Genomic DNA, 17,862 nt, shown 5'->3' with positions numbered 1-17,862 from the left:
ACTCCATTTGGGAGCCCCTCCGGGCGAGAAGCCTCTGAACAACACAGATTGCCTGTGCTGTTCAGAAACCTCTCCGCTTGCTTTCGGGCAGCGCAACTGCGCTATGGTTAAATGAGGTTTGCCACGGTTTTATACCGCCGGCACCGCTAAAACCTCAGTACCGCAAACGGCAAAAAGGCCGGCGGACAAAAGTCCACCAGCCTTACCGCTATGTGTCGTTTTAGGCGACCAATAGCGGGAATCGCAACAACCGAATTACTTCAGTTCTACAGTTGCGCCAGCTTCTTCCAGCTCTTTCTTAGCGGCTTCAGCTTCGTCTTTGGTTGCGCCTTCTTTCAGCGGGCTTGGAGCGCCGTCAACCAGTGCCTTGGCTTCTTTCAAGCCCAGGCCGGTGATGCCGCGGACAACCTTGATCACGTTCACTTTCTTGTCGCCTGCAGAAGTCAGAACTACGTCGAAAGAGTCTTTCTCTTCAGCGGCAGCTTCGCCACCAGCCGGGCCGGCTACAACTGCTGCTGCAGCAGTTACACCGAACTTCTCTTCCATTGCTTCGATCAGCTCAACAACGTCTTTAACAGACATTTCGGCAACAGCGTTGATGATATCTTCTTTAGTCAGAGACATGAGTCATTACCTGAATTGGTTTGAGCAGTAGCTGCTCGTATTTCGTTTTGAAACCGCGATTCGCTAAAGCGAATACAATTACGCAGCTTCCTGCTCTTTTTGGTCGCGAACGGCCGCAATAGTGCGGACCAGCTTGCCAGCAGATGCTTCTTTCAACACGCTCATCAGCTTGGCGATCGCCTCGTCGTAAGTCGGCAGGCTTGCCAACAATGCGACGTCGGTGATCGCGCCTTCGAAGGCAGCACCTTTCAGTTCCAGCTTGTCATTGCCCTTGGCGAACTGGCTCAGGATGCGCGCGCCGGCACCTGGGTGTTCGTTAGAGAATGCAATGATGCTAGGACCTACGAATTTGTCAGTCAGACATTCGTAATCGGTTCCTGCCAGAGCGCGACGCGCCAGAGTATTGCGGACGACTTTCAACCAAACGCCGTTCTCGCGAGCCTCTTTGCGCAGGGCAGTCATGTCATTTACGGTAACGCCGCGGGAATCCGCAACTACCGCAGACAGAGCACCCTCAGCAGCTTGCTGGACATCTGCGACAATCGCTTTCTTGTCTTCGAGTCCAATAGCCATAGTGTCACTCCTGGATTTGAAAAAAACCGGGCTCAAAGCCCGATCCGTTCCGGTGCATAAAGCTCAAATCCAGTAAAAATACTGGTTTGGGCGACACCGTCTGCGTAGGCTCAAACCTCTCAACGGCCAACCTGGCCGAGATTTGGATTAAGCCAGACACGTTAAACCTCAACGCATCTGGCACCTACGGTCTTTGACGGCCCACATTTCTGCCTAAGCATCAAGTGGACCCCAAAGTTCGATTTACTATGCGCCAACAGTGTCAGCGCACAGCTTCAATTAGATGTTCAGGGAAGACTGGTCGATAACCAGACCTGGGCCCATAGTGGTGCTCAGGGTGATCTTCTTCAGGTACACACCTTTTGCAGAAGCCGGCTTGGCCTTCTTCAGGTCTGCTACCAGAGCTTCCAGGTTCTCTTTCAGCAAGTTCGCATCGAAAGCAACTTTGCCGATACCACCGTGGATGATGCCGCCTTTGTCAGCGCGGAAACGCACCTGACCAGCTTTGGCATTTTTAACTGCGGTAGCAACGTCTGGAGTTACAGTGCCAGTCTTCGGGTTCGGCATCAGGCCGCGCGGGCCGAGGATTTGACCCAGCTGACCTACAACGCGCATCGCATCGGGAGAAGCGATTACTACGTCGAAGTCCATCTTGCCCGCTTTAACGTCGGCAGCCAGCTCGTCCATACCGATCAGGTCAGCGCCCGCTTCTTTAGCGGCATCAGCGTTTGCACCCTGGGTGAAAACAGCTACGCGAACTTCTTTACCTGTACCATGCGGCAGAGTGGTCGCACCGCGAACAGCCTGGTCGGATTTACGCGGATCGATACCCAGGTTTACAGAAGCGTCTACAGTCTCTGCAAACTTAACGTTGGACAGCTCTTTCAGCAGAGCTACGGCTTCTTCGATGCCGTATGCTTTACCAGCTTCAACTTTCTCAGCGATTACGCGCTGACGCTTGCTCAATTTAGCCACTTAGAGACCCTCCACTTCGATACCGGCACTGCGTGCGGAACCGGCGATTGTGCGCACGGCCGCGTCCATATCGGATGCAGTCAGGTCAGCCTTTTTCATTTCTACGATCTCTTCGATCTGAGCGCGGGTAACCTTACCGACCTTGTCGGTATTCGGGCGACCGGAACCACTCTTGATCTTGGCGGCCTTGCGCAGCAGTACTGCGGCGGGCGGGGACTTCATGATGAAGGTGAAGGAACGATCGCTGTATACAGAGATCACAACCGGCACCGGCAGACCTGGCTCAAGGCCTTGAGTCTGGGCGTTGAACGCCTTACAGAATTCCATGATATTCACGCCGTGCTGACCCAGTGCAGGACCAACGGGCGGACTTGGGTTGGCCTGACCGGCCTTAACTTGCAGCTTGATATAAGCTTCTACTTTCTTAGCCATTACAGCTCTCCTCTAGATGGGTGGTAACGCCTGCTACACCTAACCGTTAATGGTTACTGCAACTGGCTCCCCGCCCCGACCAATAAAATCTATTTTCCGGGGACGCGAAAACCCCCTTCCACCTTGCGGCGAAAGAGGGCAAAAAATTTATACTGGAATCAGGTTTTCTCTACCTGACTGAACTCCAGTTCAACTGGGGTGGAGCGTCCAAAGATCAACACAGCCACTCGCAAGCGACTCTTCTCGTAGTTGACCTCTTCGACCACACCGTTGAAATCATTAAACGGACCATCGATAACCCGAACCATTTCACCTGGCTCAAATAGGGTCTTGGGCTTGGGCTTATCGGCGGAATCGTCGATTCGATTCAGGATAGCCTGCGCTTCGCGATCAGTGATCGGGGCCGGCCTATCCGCCTTGCCTCCGATAAAACCGAGCACTCGAGGAGTTTCTTTTACCAAGTGCCAAGTATCGTCATTCAGTTCCATTTCCACCAGGACATAACCGGGGAAGAACTTGCGCTCACTCTTGCGCTTTTGCCCTGCTCGCATCTCCACCACTTCTTCGGTGGGAACCAGCACTTCACCAAACAGGTGATCCATTTCGTGCAGCTCAATTCGCTCCTTGAGAGAGCTAGCTACACGTTTCTCATAGCCCGAGTAAGCCTGGACCACATACCAATGCTTTGACATGTATCAACCTTTAGCCGATGAGTTTGGATGCCGCCCAACCTAAAGCGGAGTCCAGCGCCCAGAGAATTAGCGCCATAATCAACACAAAAACCACCACAATCACAGTCGTCTGGGTGGCCTCTTGACGAGTCGGCCAAACCACGCGCCTGACTTCCGTTTGCGCTTCGCGCAACAGTTGCCAGAGTGCATTACCCTTCGCAGTATTCACCGCGACAACCAGGGCAGCCAGGCAGATTGCAGTCACTGCCAGCACGCGGTAAATCAGGGGGAATTCGGCATAATAAGAATTGCCCGCTACAGCGCCACCAACCAGCAGCACTATTAGCAGCCATTTCAGGCCGTCAAGACGAAAGGTTTTCGCTTCTGCTTTAGCATTCATATATGAAGCCCTTAGCGCACTACAGAGTAAGTCCTTAGTGCTCAAAAACACAAAAGCCCCACTGACAAGTAGGGTCTTGCGACACCCCTAAACTTATTTCAAGTGGAGTGTTTAAAATGGCAGGCCAGGAGGGACTCGAACCCCCAACACCCGGTTTTGGAGACCGGTGCTCTACCAATTGAACTACTGGCCTGTACAGCTTGGATGCCTTAGCATCCGAAGATAAAGAGGGCTACAGACCACCCTCTCATCTACTGCGCCGCCAGGGAACCCTGGCGACACGAAGATCAAAGATTACTCAATGATCTTAGCAACAACGCCCGCACCTACGGTACGACCACCTTCGCGGATAGCGAAGCGCAGGCCGTCTTCCATGGCGATCGGAGCGATCAGGGTAACAACCATTTGAATGTTGTCGCCCGGCATTACCATTTCAGTGCCTTCCGGCAGCTCAACCGCACCAGTTACGTCGGTAGTACGGAAGTAGAACTGAGGACGGTAGCCTTTAAAGAACGGGGTGTGACGACCACCTTCGTCCTTGGACAGGATGTACACTTCCGCTTCGAACTTGGTGTGCGGAGTGATGGAGCCCGGCTTAGCCAGTACCTGACCACGCTCTACTTCGTCACGCTTGGTGCCACGCAGCAGCGCACCGATGTTCTCACCAGCACGACCTTCGTCGAGCAGCTTGCGGAACATTTCAACACCAGTACAGGTAGTGGTGGTGGTTTCTTTAATACCAACGATCTCAACTTCGTCGCCAGTGTTGATTACACCACGCTCTACACGACCGGTTACTACGGTACCACGGCCAGAGATGGAGAATACGTCTTCGATCGGCATCAGGAACGGCTGATCTACTGCACGCTCCGGCTCAGGGATGTACTCGTCCAGAGTTTCTACCAGCTTCTTAACAGCGGTAGTACCCATTTCGTTGTCGTCTTCGCCGTTCAGGGCCATCAGAGCGGAACCAACGATGATTGGTGTGTCGTCACCTGGGAACTCGTACTGGTCCAGAAGTTCGCGAACTTCCATTTCTACCAGCTCGAGCAGCTCTTCGTCGTCTACCATGTCCGCTTTGTTCAGGAATACAACGATGTAAGGTACACCTACCTGACGGGACAGCAGGATGTGCTCACGAGTCTGCGGCATGGGGCCGTCAGCTGCGGAACATACCAGGATAGCGCCGTCCATCTGAGCAGCACCGGTGATCATGTTCTTAACGTAGTCGGCGTGTCCCGGGCAATCTACGTGCGCGTAGTGGCGAGTCGGGGACTCGTACTCAACGTGAGAAGTAGCGATGGTGATACCGCGCTCACGCTCTTCCGGAGCATTGTCGATACCGTCAAAAGCAACAGCGTCACCGCCCCATACTTCCGCACATACGCGGGTCAGAGCAGCGGTCAGGGTGGTTTTACCGTGGTCAACGTGACCGATGGTGCCCACGTTCACGTGGGGCTTGGAACGTTCAAACTTTTCTTTTGCCATTGCAGCCTCCTAATATAGATGAGCCGCTAACGGCACCACCCACGTACAGAACATGCGCATCCGACCCGGAAAAGCCCGACCCCGGACACAAACAACCGCAAGAGCTCTCACCCTTGCGGCTATTAAAAAATGGAGCTCATGGGCGGATTTGAACCGCCGACCTCACCCTTACCAAGGGTGTGCTCTACCCCTGAGCTACATGAGCAAATCAACGCCTTCCTAGGCGACCACAAGGCTTGCCATTTTGGAGAGCATTCCAGCCGAACCCATAGTTGGAGCGGGCAGCGGGAATCGAACCCGCATCATCAGCTTGGAAGGCTGAGGTTCTACCATTGAACTATGCCCGCTTGCGGGAGCCTCCAGACAAAACTACCTGTCTTGCCGGCAACACCTTACGGTGTAAAAAATGGTGCAGGGGGGTGGATTCGAACCACCGAAGCTTTCGCGTCAGATTTACAGTCTGATCCCTTTGGCCACTCGGGAACCCCTGCCTCAATGCGGGGTGCATTTTCTACACCTTCCGCCGCGCTGTCAACATTTTTTTCTTTAAATTTCACAGACTTAGCTGAAAAATCTAATGTCGAGCAGCGCCGGGATAAAAATGGAGCTGGCGAGAGGAGTCGAACCCCCGACCGGCTGATTACAAGTCAGCTGCTCTACCAACTGAGCTACGCCAGCCCTATCCCGTCCATTGCCGAAGTTGAATAGTCACCCTCGTCAATGGAGGCGGGATTCTATGGGAAGTTATCCCGACACGCAACACCCTTTTTGCAGAAAAATCAGAATTTTTATGTCGCCTGTTGCCACGTATAGAAAAATACGGTGAACCTTGTTTCACGGCTGGGGACCTAGACCTCTAACCCAACCCCATCAACCGGACACTTCTTCACAAAGATTACGGCGACGATCCAGCTCGGGATGCTCTTGCTGCAACTGCAACCAAAAATCCGGGGCTAAACTATCTGAGGCACCTGGCGCCAATACGATCCAGCGTTCGGCGTGGGTCTGAGGCTCCTCGCGGAATTGAGCCCGTATGCCTTTCTTAATCAACTCACCTGTCAGAGATTCAGCACGCGAACGCTCGCTGAAAATGCCAAAGGAAATACCATCAGCCAACGCACCCTTGGGGATCACATAACTATCTATTCCCTGTGCCTGCAATTCTCGTAAACGGTTGTAGGCTTCTCGCCTGGAATTCAATGGTGGCAGAAAAACCCAGTAACGCATCTGCCCTTGCATCTCCACATCTCGCAATACGGCAGAAACCTGCAGGGACTTTAAGCGCTGTACTATCGCCTCTCCAAGTAACTCCTCCGCAAATGGGCCAAGCAAAGTGCAGAGCTGCTCAGTAGAGCCTGCCTTTGCTGGCGACATGGGAGCCATCGGCAGAGGAGACAGCTTCTGCGGAGATATTTCATTGACCAGGGCAATACTCTGGACCTGTACCTCCGCCCTTTTATCGGCAACCCTTATTCTCTCTTTATCAGAGGTTGAAGTACCAACAAACCAAGCAAAGACGCCAAAATTCAACAGTATTAAGAAAAGAGCTATCCAGCGCATAGGGTGTTATTTATTTCAAGGATTACTTAACGCCAAGCCATCCATTACCAGCTCAGGAACCAAATGGTGCTCCCGCTGATAAAGAGCTGACAGCACTGGGGCATCGCCGCCTGTCAACCACAACAGCGGTTCTTCAGCACAGTATCCACGCAACTCTTCCAGTGCACGATCGATGGCACCAAGCACCATAAGCAGGAGGCCTCGGTTTATGGCTTCATCGGTACTACGGCCTGCACCGAGGGACTCAGTTAGAGCAATATCCTGCGCACTTTTAGCCGCATGAGTATCCAGATACAAAGAACGTTGCATAAGGCCGACACCAGGGACAATGTAGCCCCCTAAGTGACGCCCGCTATTGTCGACCAAATCCAGAGTGACCGCGCTGCCGCAGTCGACAATTAGGGCCGCCCGCCGCTCTCGATCATAGGCAGCCAGCATAGCCAGCCAGCGATCAGTGCCGAGCAGGCGGTGATTATCATAGCCACAGGCTACTCCAGCACATTCCAGCAGTACCTGAGAAAACTCCACCTCAAGTGAAAACAACTCCTGAATATGCCCGATCAGCGTCTCCGCAACTTGCGGTCCGGCCACATTGACCACGCGTACTCTCCGCGGATCCAACAGATCCCACCCATCGGGCAAATGCCCATCGCGCAGATCGGCAGTCATAAAGCTACCCCTGGCACTTACCTGTACTTCATCTAACAGGCGCCACTTGCCCCGGGTATTACCGATATCCAGTTCGAGAATCAAACCTGCCCCCGCAAAGAAATCTCACCACCATGGAAGTGATGCACTTGCCCGTCCATATTTAACTTCAAAGCACCCTTTTCACTAACGCCAACTGCAACTCCGCTCCAGGTTTGACTCCCTGCCTGCAGAGTAACCTTTTGCCCAGCAAACTGATCCAGCTTCATCCAGGCTTCACGGTAAGCAACAAAACCTTGTTCGGTATAGCTGTATAAAAGCGGTAGCAGCTCAGTCAGAATCGCTGCCACCAATTGATTGCGAGATATTCCGGGCTTCACTTGTTGCAAGTCTGCCCATGGCTGATCTATTGCCGTGGCAATCTCACTTCGCAGGCCACTATTTAAGCCAATACCAATCACCACAGCACAGCGATCCGTAAGATCGCCTTTAAGCTCCAGTAAAACACCGGATAACTTTCGACCGCGACACCAAACATCATTTGGCCATTTGAGACGTACATCTGGTACCGAAAAGCGCTCCAATGCCCGGGCAATAGCCACCCCAACGGCGAGGCTCAATCCTTCGAGGCATTGCACCCCCCCATTGAACTCCCACCCAATGGATAGGCTGATGCCTGTCCCATAGGGGCTAACCCATTGCCGACCACGACGACCGCGCCCGGCACTCTGCCGCTCGGAGAGCAGTGCAACCCCGTGCCCACTCCCTTCCTCCATAAGTGATAGCAACTGGGTATTGGTGGAGTCGACCTCATCAAATAGCATCAACTCTCGCAATAGCAGCCCGGCTTGCTCACCCAATGTGCTGTAAATTTTTTCTGAGGATAGGAGCTCCAAACCACCAGGCAAGCGATAGCCTTGCCCCTTAATAGACTCCAAAGCCAATCCGTACTGCTCTAGCTTCTGTAACTGTTTCCAAACCGCAGCCCGGCTTACTCCTAGAGCCAATCCTAGCGCCTCGCCAGAGTGCGTCTCGCCATCAGCCAATAATTCCAAAACTGGGCGCAATGGTTCCAGTGGACTTTTCTTAATAGTGTCTAGCAAGGTAATTAACTTTTTATATAGCGACGGAAATAACGGTGCCCTAAGCTGGTCAGCACTTCATAACCTATGGTGCCAGCGTATTCAGCCACCTCATCTACGGTCAGGTCTTTATTCAGTATCTCAATCGATTGGAGGGATTCCCGCTCCTCATGAGAGAGAGCAGAAATATCAAACGTTGTGGAATCCATGGAAATCCGGCCAATTATCGGCAGTTGGCGGCCATAGGCCCAGCCACAACCGCGCCCTCCCTGAGCCCGGATTATTCCATCGGCATATCCACCACGGGCTACCGCCAACCAGCTGCCCGCTGCTATTTGTTGGGTAGCTCCATAGCCTACCCATTGTTCACGACTGACAAATCGCTTTTGCACGATAGGCAGACTGAGTGCCACAGCTGAGCGCATAGGGTTTGTGGTCCCGGGTATTGGATTGACGCCATAAAGCGCAGAGCCCGGCCGCGCAATATCAAAATGATACTCTTCACCTAGGAAAATACCCGATGAATTGGCGAGACTCAGCTGAACCTCAGGGCACAGGGCCCTCAATCTTTCCCCAGCCGCTTTAAAGCTACGCAACTGAATATTGTTTTGTGGGTGCTGGGGTTCATCCGCACAGGCAAGGTGGCTCAGCAAAATACGAATATCCGCCGAGCGCAACAACTGACTATCCCTTAGCAGTAGGTCAAACTCTTCGGGAGACATACCCAGGCGAGTCATACCCGAATCTATCTTTACCGCACAAGGCGCCTTAATCCCCTCGCTAACGGAAATATCCACCCAGTTGCGCAACTGCTCTAGTGTGAAAAGTGTCGGCATTAATCCTGCGCGTGCACATTCCAGCTCTGCCCCGGTGCGCACCCCAGTCAAGATAACAATGCGAACGCTATCACCCAGCTCTTTACGCAGGCGCTCCCCTTCCGTTTGCGTTGCCACAAAAAAGTCTCGGCAACCCTGTCTATACAAAGCCGGCACTACCTGATTCATACCAAGGCCATAGGCATCCGCTTTGACTACTGCGCCACAGCGAGTACCCGCTGCCAGTCGCTTAGTCAGATCCAGGTAGTTGTCAGCAATGGACTGCAAATTGATACTCAGCAGACCCTCGCGAAAATCGTTCATGCCATTACAACTCTCAGTTCACCAGCTAGGTTGCCCCAAGTAAGCTTTCACGCCGTAAAGCACGGGCACCTACTAATATACACAGCCCGACCAAAGAAAGGGTGACCAGGGAACCAGCTATCACCAGGGAGACAGAAACGGACTCCCCAGCCATTAATTCACTCAACCACTGCTGCTGCCCGATAAGTGGTGTCAACTGCCACAAGGGCGAGTCCAGTTCAATATTGGACAACTTCAATACAATTAACAGTGTGACAGGTAGAGCCTGTAAAATACTCAGCTGAATCTGGGCATCTTTAAAGGAACGGGAACGCAGAGATAGCAGAATCTGCAATACCGCAACCAGAATTGCTAAGGGCAGTAAAATAAGACTTATCGCCATCAGTTCATTGATGCCAGCTGAAAAGCGGACACCAATCTCAGCCAAGGGAAGCAAGCTAAGTGATACAGTTAAAACTGCCAGAGAAAGAAGTGCACCAAACCAACCAATACTGGTAACGGCTACAGCTTTCGCCACCACAAGTTGCCAGCTGCTTATAGGCTGCTGTAATAATACCTCAATGGTCATGCGCTCACGCTCCCCAGCAGAAGTATCAATAGAGGGGGCCGCACTACACACTAGCAGTGCCATTATCAGTAACAAGGGAACCATCAGTCCCCAAATTGCCAATCCTCGACTGGACGGCGTACTGACATCCCGCACCTCAAGCTGCCACGGTGCTAAAACCTGAGTTGCTAAACCTCTGGCCGCTAAACGCTGCCGCACAATCACCTGCTGAAATAGCGCCAACTGCTGCTGCACCAGCTGTACAGCACGCCCCGCAGACTGATCGGCACTATTTACATACAGATAAATCTTGGGAGACAACAGGCTTCGATAATCTTCAGTAAAGTTTTGCTCTACTCGCAGAACCACATCATATGTATCTGCTAAAAGCGCTTTAGGAGCCCCATCTTGCAAGCGCTCAATTCGCAAGTCCCCTGTCTGTAACTGCTCCTCCAACAGCGGCGCATACTCAGCCCCAATAATAGCTACATCAAAGGAGGTATCAGACATTACTTTCAAAGATAAAGCGCCACTACTAATGATCAGCACAGGGAACAATAAGGTGAAACCTAGCGTGATCATTAGGGCGCGTCGATCACGCCAAACTTCGCGTAACTCTTTAAGAAGTAATGCTCGCATCTGCAAAGAAAATAGATTTTTAAAACTCATCCTACCGGCTCACCGCATTTGTCTTTTTCTAACAAATTCCCATAGGCAAGCTCCACAAAGCTATCCTCAAGGCTTGCGGAGCCAGTCTGTTGCATAAGTTCATCCGGGGTCCCGCTCCCCACTATCGAACCTCCCGCCATAACTAGCACTCTGTCGGATAGCTCGAGCACTTCAGCCATAATATGGCTGGAAAATAAAACAGCAGTTCCCTCTGCCCTCAAGCGCAAAAGCGTCTTACGTAACAGGCGAGCAGCAAGTATATCCAACCCCCGGGTTGGCTCATCGAGCACCAAGTGACTCGGACGATGCACCAATGCTCTAGCGAGAGAAACTTTCATCCGCTCTCCCTGAGAAAACCCCTTGGTTCGGCGATTCCACAGGTTCGATAGCTCTAATTCTTCCTTAACCGATTGCAGTGCAAATTCTAATTCTGACCCAGTCAGCCCTTGAGCACAGGCAAAAAACGATAAATATTCTGCAACAGTGAGTCGCTCATAAAGCCCCTCCCTATCACCTACAATACCAAGCTGCCTACGAGCACCTTTTGGATTTTCACAAGGGTCTATATCACCAACAAAAACTTTGCCGCTATCTGCCTTCAAAAGACCAGCAATAATTCGCAGGCACGTGGTCTTTCCAGCACCGTTAGCACCAAGCAAGGCCGTTATCTCACCATCTGGCACAGAAAAGCTAAGATTGCGCAGTATAGAAACCCCAGAAAATTGCTTATTTACCCCCTCAACCTTAATCACAGTGCATTCTCCCCAAGCTTTCCACTTGCAGTGGTGGGCGCTACGCGCTGCATTATCTCTGGCCCATAAATTCCACTCACAAACGGTGGCCTGTGAATTTCATCAACACAGGTCGTTGCCAATTCTTTCCCTGAAGAGTCCAGGAACTCTTCGATTAACTGCGGTACACAACCTCTCATGGAATTAATATGACCACCGCTAGCAATGATTAAATGCTGTTTATTGGTCAAGTAGCCAAGTTGTTTTTCGGCATATCTTGGAGGTGTTATTGGATCGGCTTCCCCGGAAATTAGTAAAACTGGGTGCTCTCGATGTTGTGGTTTAGCATAGGAGCGATCGGCTACAGGCCAAACTTCACAACCACGTTCAAATATCTCAAGAAAAGCATTCCCCGCAAAAGACCCATTAGTATCAGCTAAAACCTCCTCCTCACTGATACGGGATAATTCTTCCGCACAAGCAATAGAAAGCGTTAAGCCAAGAGACATACCTAACGCTGACTCGGGAAATAAACCAGTAATACCCGCAAGCGGATAATAATTCCCCAAGCCAGCCTGCTGAATAGCAAAGGGTAATTGTGCAGCAGCTTCTGGAGAGTAAAGGGCAGCACGTATAGTATTTTGTAGCATCCAACGAGACACTGAGTGCTTCATTGGCTTTCCTGTCACAGGATCAGGGAAATCTATGGATTTAGACTCATCCCATTGACTTAATAATTTATCCAACACTTCCCGCCAGCTTCCAAACTTAGAACAGCTTAACTCTAAGTTGCAATCACGCATCAGTATTTGAATAGCGTCCTCCGCAGCTGCAGCACTCAAAAAGACTTTTGTATCGATAGGTGCAACCGCATCGAGCACCAATGATTTCAAACTGTTCGGATACCACTGTTGATAGAGAAGCGCTGTTCGGGTCCCCCAAGATCCCCCCCAAAGAGATATTTGCTTGTGATTAAAATGCTTTCGTACCTTTTCCAGGTCCTCAACCGCTTGTCGACTACTCAATGAATTAGCAAAATTAGCCTGCTGTAGATAACACTGCTCCAATTCTTTGGAAATCAGTGATAAATCCATTGGTGTATGCCGATCTATACCACAACCAAATGACCGAGAGTGCCCGGTTCCCCTCCGGTCAACCATGACTATTGCCCGCTTCTGATTAATTTTTCGGAATGTGTGCAATAGCGGAATCAGACCACTCGCGGCCTGACCTGGACCACCAGCAAGAAGATATAAAGGCTCTCGCAGCGTCTCATCTAGAGCCGGTGAAACAAATACTGCTAAATTTACCTTGCTATCTCCGTGCCCCACTGAAATTCGCTCGCACCTTAATGGGTGCCGCCAACCATCCAAATAGCATTCCTGCGTATTAGACAATTCCTTTGCAGTTATTACCGGCGCTAATAACAAGACGCTTAATATGGCGATAGCCGTTCGAAGACTGTTTACCCCTAACACGTTATTATTCTCCTTAATCTATGGTGCCAAGCATCGCAGTGTATCCAACTTCCAACATCTCTGTCCCAAGCCACTCAATCTCGAAGAATTGCATTAGCACCCATCTGCTCTGAGTGGTAAGGTTTCAGTTTTAGCTTGCCCATGACTGCACCCATGAGCTTTTCAGACCGTGAAAAACACTTAATTCGAGCCGCTTTTGCCTGGGGCCAGATCACCCAGCAGGAGGGCTATACACTTTCTGACCTTGAAATTGAGAAGTCGGTACTTTTCCGTCGCTTACTTGGTGGCCGACCAGCACTGGCTTTTCCTCCCCCTCTGCGCCACGGTTTTCCCTGGTATGAAGTTATTGAGGGGCGTGCTGAGCATATCGTCAGTGCTTCTGAAGCATCTCCCGAGTGCAGCATCATCGCGCCAGGATGTAAAATTGGTGAAACTTGCATACTGATTGATGGCGCTTTTTGGCGAGTGGTTGAAACCATTTCTGAGCGGGAAGAATATATCGTTGAGTGGGGACAATACCCCATGCAATGGCGATTAAAAAAACACTGGGAAGTCAATTATGAGATGACCCAACAACTACACAGCTTCCGCAGAGACAACCCCACCGCCAAAGTCTCCTTTGACAATTACCTTAGCCAAAGAGACTATCGAGAATTCCGTATTGATGACGATCAAACTGTCTGGTTGTGTGAGTGGCAGCTTAGCCGTATAAGCCTCCCTGGCTGGGTTTGGGTAGGTACCTTACTATCCCCAACCGACACAGATTTTGCTCCTGTTGACGAAGACTCTCTCGGCCCTATAGTCTTTGGAGAACCTGGAAAGGAAGCCGGTATTGCCTGGCTCCGTATAGAAGAAGCTGGCGCCGAAGCTCGTTTTGTCAGGCTCAATGGCACACATGATTACCAATCCCTCTCCAATGCCAGTGCAACCCACCTGAAGGGCTTGTTACATAGTCTGCAGGAGACACAGGAAGATATTGAGATAATAGACTGCCAGGCAGGTACAGTTATTCGGCACTTTACTCTTCCCTCAGCTCTTGTTCCTCTCGATGAATTACGCTTGAAAGAAATGCAGTATGATCTAGTTCCGGACAATGCCTATGAGCAGGTCAATTAATTCAAGTTTTAAGTACTTTCAGAAGCCCCTCTCTAGGGGCTTTTTATTACTCCCCTTTTACACACAGCCAAATATCCTTCCAAGTTACCCACAACAGCAAGGCATATTTCTGTTTCCTGCTGATGACCATTCCATTAACAGGCTGTTACTAACAGAATCCATGGATAGAGCTGTGTATAACTCAGGGATATCCACGCTCAGGCCCCTGTTTCCGCGGGGCCCTTTTCAACGGGCAAAAAAACACCAGCCATTTATCCACTTTCCACCGCTTGGCGTTATTAACAGAAAGTCTGGATAGACTTGTGCATAACTGCGGTATATCCGCGCCAGGCCCCGTGGTTGCACAGGTTCATTAAAACGTGCAAAAAATCACCGGTATTTTTATTGTTATTTCTGCGCCGTTTTTTTCAACGCAATGATTTTTCTAGTTTAAAGAGCACTTTTTTTATTTCAGGTGTTTTTTTGGTGGTGCTTGAGGTACAGATTAAATAAAGCGCGTTATTTTTTTGTATTTTCATTTTTTCCTTACAGAAAAAACTTAAGAAAGCGCTTTATTTATAGGAGGGAAGGCTCTTCGGAGCTTTTTAGAGCCTGCGCTTTTTTCATTGGCATTTACCGAGTTGGATTTTTCGGCGGGAGTGTTGCGAGTAAAAATTCGATTGGGCTTTTTATTTTTCTGTATTTTGAATTTTATTTTTTATTCTCTGTTTTTATTTTTTTATGCATTCAATATTTTTGTACATAAAAAAAGGGCCACCCTATTGGGTGGCCCTTTTCGGATTAGAAGCCTGACGATGACCTACTCTCACATGGGGAAGCCCCACACTACCATCGGCGATGTTGCGTTTCACTTCTGAGTTCGGCAAGGGATCAGGTGGTTCCACAACTCTATTGTCGTCAGGCAAACTGGCTTGGGTTGGCGTTGGTCTTATAAGCAATCTGCTTGGCCTGCCGTGTTATCGCTGTTTGCCTCGGTCTGGTGACCGGCGATAACCCCAAATAAGTCGGTAAAACAATCTGTAGTAATACACCGCAAGCGATCATTGTGTGTCTTTCATTCCACAATCCGCTAGCTTAGCTAGTCGTTAGTAACCATCTCTGTTGTATGGTCAAGCCGCACGGGCAATTAGTACTGGTTAGCTCAACGCCTCACAACGCTTCCACACCCAGCCTATCAACGTGGTAGTCTTCCACGGCCCTTTAGGACTCTCAAGGAGTCAGGGAAATCTAATCTTGAAGGAGGCTTCCCGCTTAGATGCTTTCAGCGGTTATCCCGTCCGAACATAGCTACCGGGCAATGCCACTGGCGTGACAACCCGAACACCAGAGGTTCGTTCACTCCGGTCCTCTCGTACTAGGAGCAACTCTTCTCAAATTTCCAACGCCCACGGCAGATAGGGACCGAACTGTCTCACGACGTTCTAAACCCAGCTCGCGTACCACTTTAAATGGCGAACAGCCATACCCTTGGGACCGGCTTCAGCCCCAGGATGTGATGAGCCGACATCGAGGTGCCAAACACCGCCGTCGATGTGAACTCTTGGGCGGTATCAGCCTGTTATCCCCGGAGTACCTTTTATCCGTTGAGCGATGGCCCTTCCATACAGAACCACCGGATCACTATGACCTACTTTCGTACCTGCTCGACATGTCTGTCTCGCAGTCAAGCGCACTTATACCATTATGCTCATTGCATGATTTCCGACCATGCTGAGTGCACCTTCGTACTCCTCCGTTACTCTTTGGGAGGAGACCGCCCCAGTCAAACTACCCACCATACACTGTCCTCGATCCGGATAACGGACCAGAGTTAGAACCTCAAACATACCAGGGTGGTATTTCAAGGACGGCTCCACAGTAACTAGCGTTACTGCTTCAAAGCCTCCCACCTATCCTACACAAGTAGGCTCAAAGTTCAGTGCAAAGCTGTAGTAAAGGTTCACGGGGTCTTTCCGTCTAGCCGCGGGTACACTGCATCTTAACAGCGATTTCAATTTCACTGAGTCTCTGGTGGAGACAGCGTGGCCATCGTTACGCCATTCGTGCAGGTCGGAACTTACCCGACAAGGAATTTCGCTACCTTAGGACCGTTATAGTTACGGCCGCCGTTTACCGGGGCTTCGATCAAGAGCTTCGCCGAAGCTAACCCCATCAATTAACCTTCCGGCACCGGGCAGGCGTCACACCCTATACGTCCTCTTACGAGTTTGCAGAGTGCTATGTTTTTAATAAACAGTCGCAGCCACCTGGTCACTTCGACCGGCCTCAGCTTAGGGAGCAAGTCCCATCACCAAAACCGGCGTACCTTCTCCCGAAGTTACGGTACCATTTTGCCTAGTTCCTTCACCAGAGTTCTCTCAAGCGCCTTGGTATTCTCTACCTGACCACCTGTGTCGGTTTAGAGTACGATTCACTATTGCCTGAAGCTTAGAAGTTTTTCCTGGAAGCAGGGCATCAACCACTTCACCCACTAAGTGGGCTTCGTCATCAGTTCTCAGCCTTAGGGACCCGGATTTGCCTAAGTCCCCAGCCTACAACCTTAAACATGGACAACCAATCGCCATGCTGGCCTAGCCTTCTCCGTCACTCCGTCGCAGCAATAGCGAGTACAGGAATATTAACCTGTTTCCCATCGACTACGGCTTTCGCCCTCGCCTTAGGGGTCGACTAACCCTGTCCCGATTAGCGTTGGACAGGAACCCTTGGTCTTCCGGCGGGGAGGTTTTTCACCTCCCTTGTCGTTACTCATGTCAGCATTCGCACTTGTGATACCTCCAGCAGACCTCCCGATCCACCTTCAACGGCTTACACAACGCTCCTCTACCATGCTCCTAAGAGCATCCGCAGCTTCGGTTACCAGTTTTAGCCCCGGTATATCTTCCGCGCAGGCCGACTCGACTAGTGAGCTATTACGCTTTCTTTAAAGGATGGCTGCTTCTAAGCCAACCTCCTAGCTGTCTGGGCCTTCCCACATCGTTTCCCACTTAACTGGTATTTGGGACCTTAGCTGGCGGTCTGGGTTGTTTCCCTTTCCACGACGGACGTTAGCACCCGCCGTGTGTCTCCCGCGATTGCACTCCTCGGTATTCGGAGTTTGCATGGGGTTGGTAAGTCGGGATGACCCCCTAGCCCAAACAGTGCTCTACCCCCGAGGGTGAGACGCGAGGCGCTACCTAAATAGCTTTCGAGGAGAACCAGCTATCTCCCGGCTTGATTAGCCTTTCACTCCGATCCACAGGTCATCCCCTAATTTTTCAACATTAGTGGGTTCGGTCCTCCAGTTGATGTTACTCAACCTTCAACCTGCCCATGGATAGATCGCCGGGTTTCGGGTCTATTGCCTGCAACTAAACGCCCTATTAAGACTCGATTTCTCTACGGCTCCCCTAAGCGGTTAACCTTGCTACAGACAATAAGTCGCTGACCCATTATACAAAAGGTACGCAGTCACCCCGAAGGGCTCCTACTGCTTGTACGTATACGGTTTCAGGTTCTATTTCACTCCCCTCTCCGGGGTTCTTTTCGCCTTTCCCTCACGGTACTGGTTCACTATCGGTCAGCTGGGAGTATTTAGCCTTGGAGGATGGTCCCCCCATATTCAGTCAAGATAACACGTGTCCCGACCTACTCGATTTCACTCTAAATGCCTTTTCGTGTACGGGGCTATCACCCTGTATCGCGGTACTTTCCAGAACCTTCCACTAAAACATAAAGAGCTTAAGGGCTAAT

Annotated in this window: 15 protein-coding genes, 5 tRNA genes and 2 rRNA genes (1 of these 22 only partly in view); 1 reads left to right on the top strand and 21 read right to left on the bottom strand. The window is 50.9% G+C overall.

Annotation, left to right across the window (positions count from 1 at the left end):
- Window positions 1-255: 255 nt before the first annotated feature.
- The 19 genes from rplL to ACJJI0_RS18025 all read right to left on the bottom strand — a co-directional run bounded on the left by rplL (window position 256) and on the right by ACJJI0_RS18025 (window position 12,870).
- On the bottom strand, window positions 256-624 hold the full coding sequence (gene rplL, locus ACJJI0_RS18115; RefSeq protein ID WP_252084407.1) for a 50S ribosomal protein L7/L12: 369 nt from the start codon (window positions 622-624) through the stop codon (window positions 256-258).
- 78 nt (window positions 625-702) lie between these two features.
- Complete coding sequence (gene rplJ, locus ACJJI0_RS18110; protein ID WP_020411124.1) at window positions 703-1,197, bottom strand: 50S ribosomal protein L10; 495 nt, start codon at window positions 1,195-1,197, stop codon at window positions 703-705.
- A 279-nt stretch (window positions 1,198-1,476) separates the two neighbouring features.
- Window positions 1,477-2,172, bottom strand: a complete 696-nt coding sequence (gene rplA / locus ACJJI0_RS18105; protein ID WP_152451120.1) for a 50S ribosomal protein L1 — start codon at window positions 2,170-2,172, stop codon at window positions 1,477-1,479.
- Complete coding sequence (gene rplK / locus ACJJI0_RS18100) at window positions 2,173-2,604, bottom strand: 50S ribosomal protein L11 (protein ID WP_252084406.1); 432 nt, start codon at window positions 2,602-2,604, stop codon at window positions 2,173-2,175.
- A 158-nt stretch (window positions 2,605-2,762) separates the two neighbouring features.
- Window positions 2,763-3,296 (bottom strand): transcription termination/antitermination protein NusG, encoded by a 534-nt coding sequence (nusG, locus tag ACJJI0_RS18095; protein ID WP_252084405.1) that lies wholly within the window; start codon window positions 3,294-3,296, stop codon window positions 2,763-2,765.
- A 10-nt stretch (window positions 3,297-3,306) separates the two neighbouring features.
- On the bottom strand, window positions 3,307-3,675 hold the full coding sequence (gene secE / locus ACJJI0_RS18090; RefSeq protein WP_152451114.1) for a preprotein translocase subunit SecE: 369 nt from the start codon (window positions 3,673-3,675) through the stop codon (window positions 3,307-3,309).
- Between the two features lie 117 nt (window positions 3,676-3,792).
- Window positions 3,793-3,868, bottom strand: a tRNA-Trp gene (locus tag ACJJI0_RS18085).
- Between the two features lie 101 nt (window positions 3,869-3,969).
- Window positions 3,970-5,163, bottom strand: coding sequence for an elongation factor Tu (tuf, locus tag ACJJI0_RS18080; protein ID WP_252084404.1), 1,194 nt, complete (start codon window positions 5,161-5,163; stop codon window positions 3,970-3,972).
- A gap of 130 nt (window positions 5,164-5,293) precedes the next feature.
- A tRNA-Thr gene (locus tag ACJJI0_RS18075) sits at window positions 5,294-5,368 on the bottom strand.
- A 68-nt stretch (window positions 5,369-5,436) separates the two neighbouring features.
- Window positions 5,437-5,510: transfer RNA gene (locus tag ACJJI0_RS18070), tRNA-Gly, on the bottom strand.
- Between the two features lie 60 nt (window positions 5,511-5,570).
- Window positions 5,571-5,654, bottom strand: a tRNA-Tyr gene (locus ACJJI0_RS18065).
- Between the two features lie 111 nt (window positions 5,655-5,765).
- Window positions 5,766-5,841: transfer RNA gene (locus ACJJI0_RS18060), tRNA-Thr, on the bottom strand.
- 192 nt (window positions 5,842-6,033) lie between these two features.
- Complete coding sequence (locus ACJJI0_RS18055; RefSeq protein ID WP_444883678.1) at window positions 6,034-6,723, bottom strand: SPOR domain-containing protein; 690 nt, start codon at window positions 6,721-6,723, stop codon at window positions 6,034-6,036.
- Between the two features lie 15 nt (window positions 6,724-6,738).
- A complete protein-coding gene (locus ACJJI0_RS18050) occupies window positions 6,739-7,476 on the bottom strand; it encodes a type III pantothenate kinase (protein ID WP_444883677.1) in 738 nt (245 codons plus the stop codon).
- Window positions 7,473-8,474, bottom strand: a complete 1,002-nt coding sequence (birA, locus tag ACJJI0_RS18045) for a bifunctional biotin--[acetyl-CoA-carboxylase] ligase/biotin operon repressor BirA (RefSeq protein ID WP_444883676.1) — start codon at window positions 8,472-8,474, stop codon at window positions 7,473-7,475. The genes ACJJI0_RS18050 and birA overlap by 4 nt, the downstream gene beginning before the upstream one ends.
- Before the next feature lie 5 nt (window positions 8,475-8,479).
- On the bottom strand, window positions 8,480-9,592 hold the full coding sequence (gene alr / locus ACJJI0_RS18040; RefSeq protein ID WP_444883675.1) for an alanine racemase: 1,113 nt from the start codon (window positions 9,590-9,592) through the stop codon (window positions 8,480-8,482).
- Window positions 9,593-9,617: 25 nt separating this feature from the next.
- On the bottom strand, window positions 9,618-10,808 hold the full coding sequence (locus ACJJI0_RS18035; protein ID WP_444883674.1) for an ABC transporter permease: 1,191 nt from the start codon (window positions 10,806-10,808) through the stop codon (window positions 9,618-9,620).
- Entirely contained in the window at window positions 10,805-11,560 is a 756-nt protein-coding gene (locus tag ACJJI0_RS18030) for an ABC transporter ATP-binding protein (RefSeq protein ID WP_444883673.1), read from the bottom strand. Before ACJJI0_RS18030 ends, ACJJI0_RS18035 begins: the two co-directional genes overlap by 4 nt.
- Window positions 11,557-12,870, bottom strand: a complete 1,314-nt coding sequence (locus tag ACJJI0_RS18025; RefSeq protein ID WP_444885953.1) for an alpha/beta hydrolase — start codon at window positions 12,868-12,870, stop codon at window positions 11,557-11,559. The genes ACJJI0_RS18030 and ACJJI0_RS18025 overlap by 4 nt, the downstream gene beginning before the upstream one ends.
- 300 nt (window positions 12,871-13,170) lie before the next feature.
- On the opposite strand from ACJJI0_RS18025, the gene ACJJI0_RS18020 reads away from it, so the two are divergent.
- Window positions 13,171-14,133: a hypothetical protein gene (locus tag ACJJI0_RS18020; protein WP_252084396.1), complete on the top strand. Its 963-nt coding sequence runs from the start codon at window positions 13,171-13,173 to the stop codon at window positions 14,131-14,133.
- A gap of 786 nt (window positions 14,134-14,919) precedes the next feature.
- Here ACJJI0_RS18020 and rrf read toward each other — a convergent pair.
- Together rrf and ACJJI0_RS18010 are read right to left on the bottom strand one after the other, a co-directional pair.
- A 5S ribosomal RNA gene (gene rrf / locus ACJJI0_RS18015) occupies window positions 14,920-15,035 on the bottom strand.
- Window positions 15,036-15,238: 203 nt separating this feature from the next.
- Window positions 15,239-17,862, bottom strand: a 23S ribosomal RNA gene (locus ACJJI0_RS18010); it runs 258 nt beyond the window's last position.

The sequence above is a fragment of the Microbulbifer mixtoriginis (SeqCode) genome, assembly GCF_052466695.1.
Note: the sequence above shows the minus strand (reverse complement) of the source record. Positions and strands in the feature narration are given on the sequence as shown.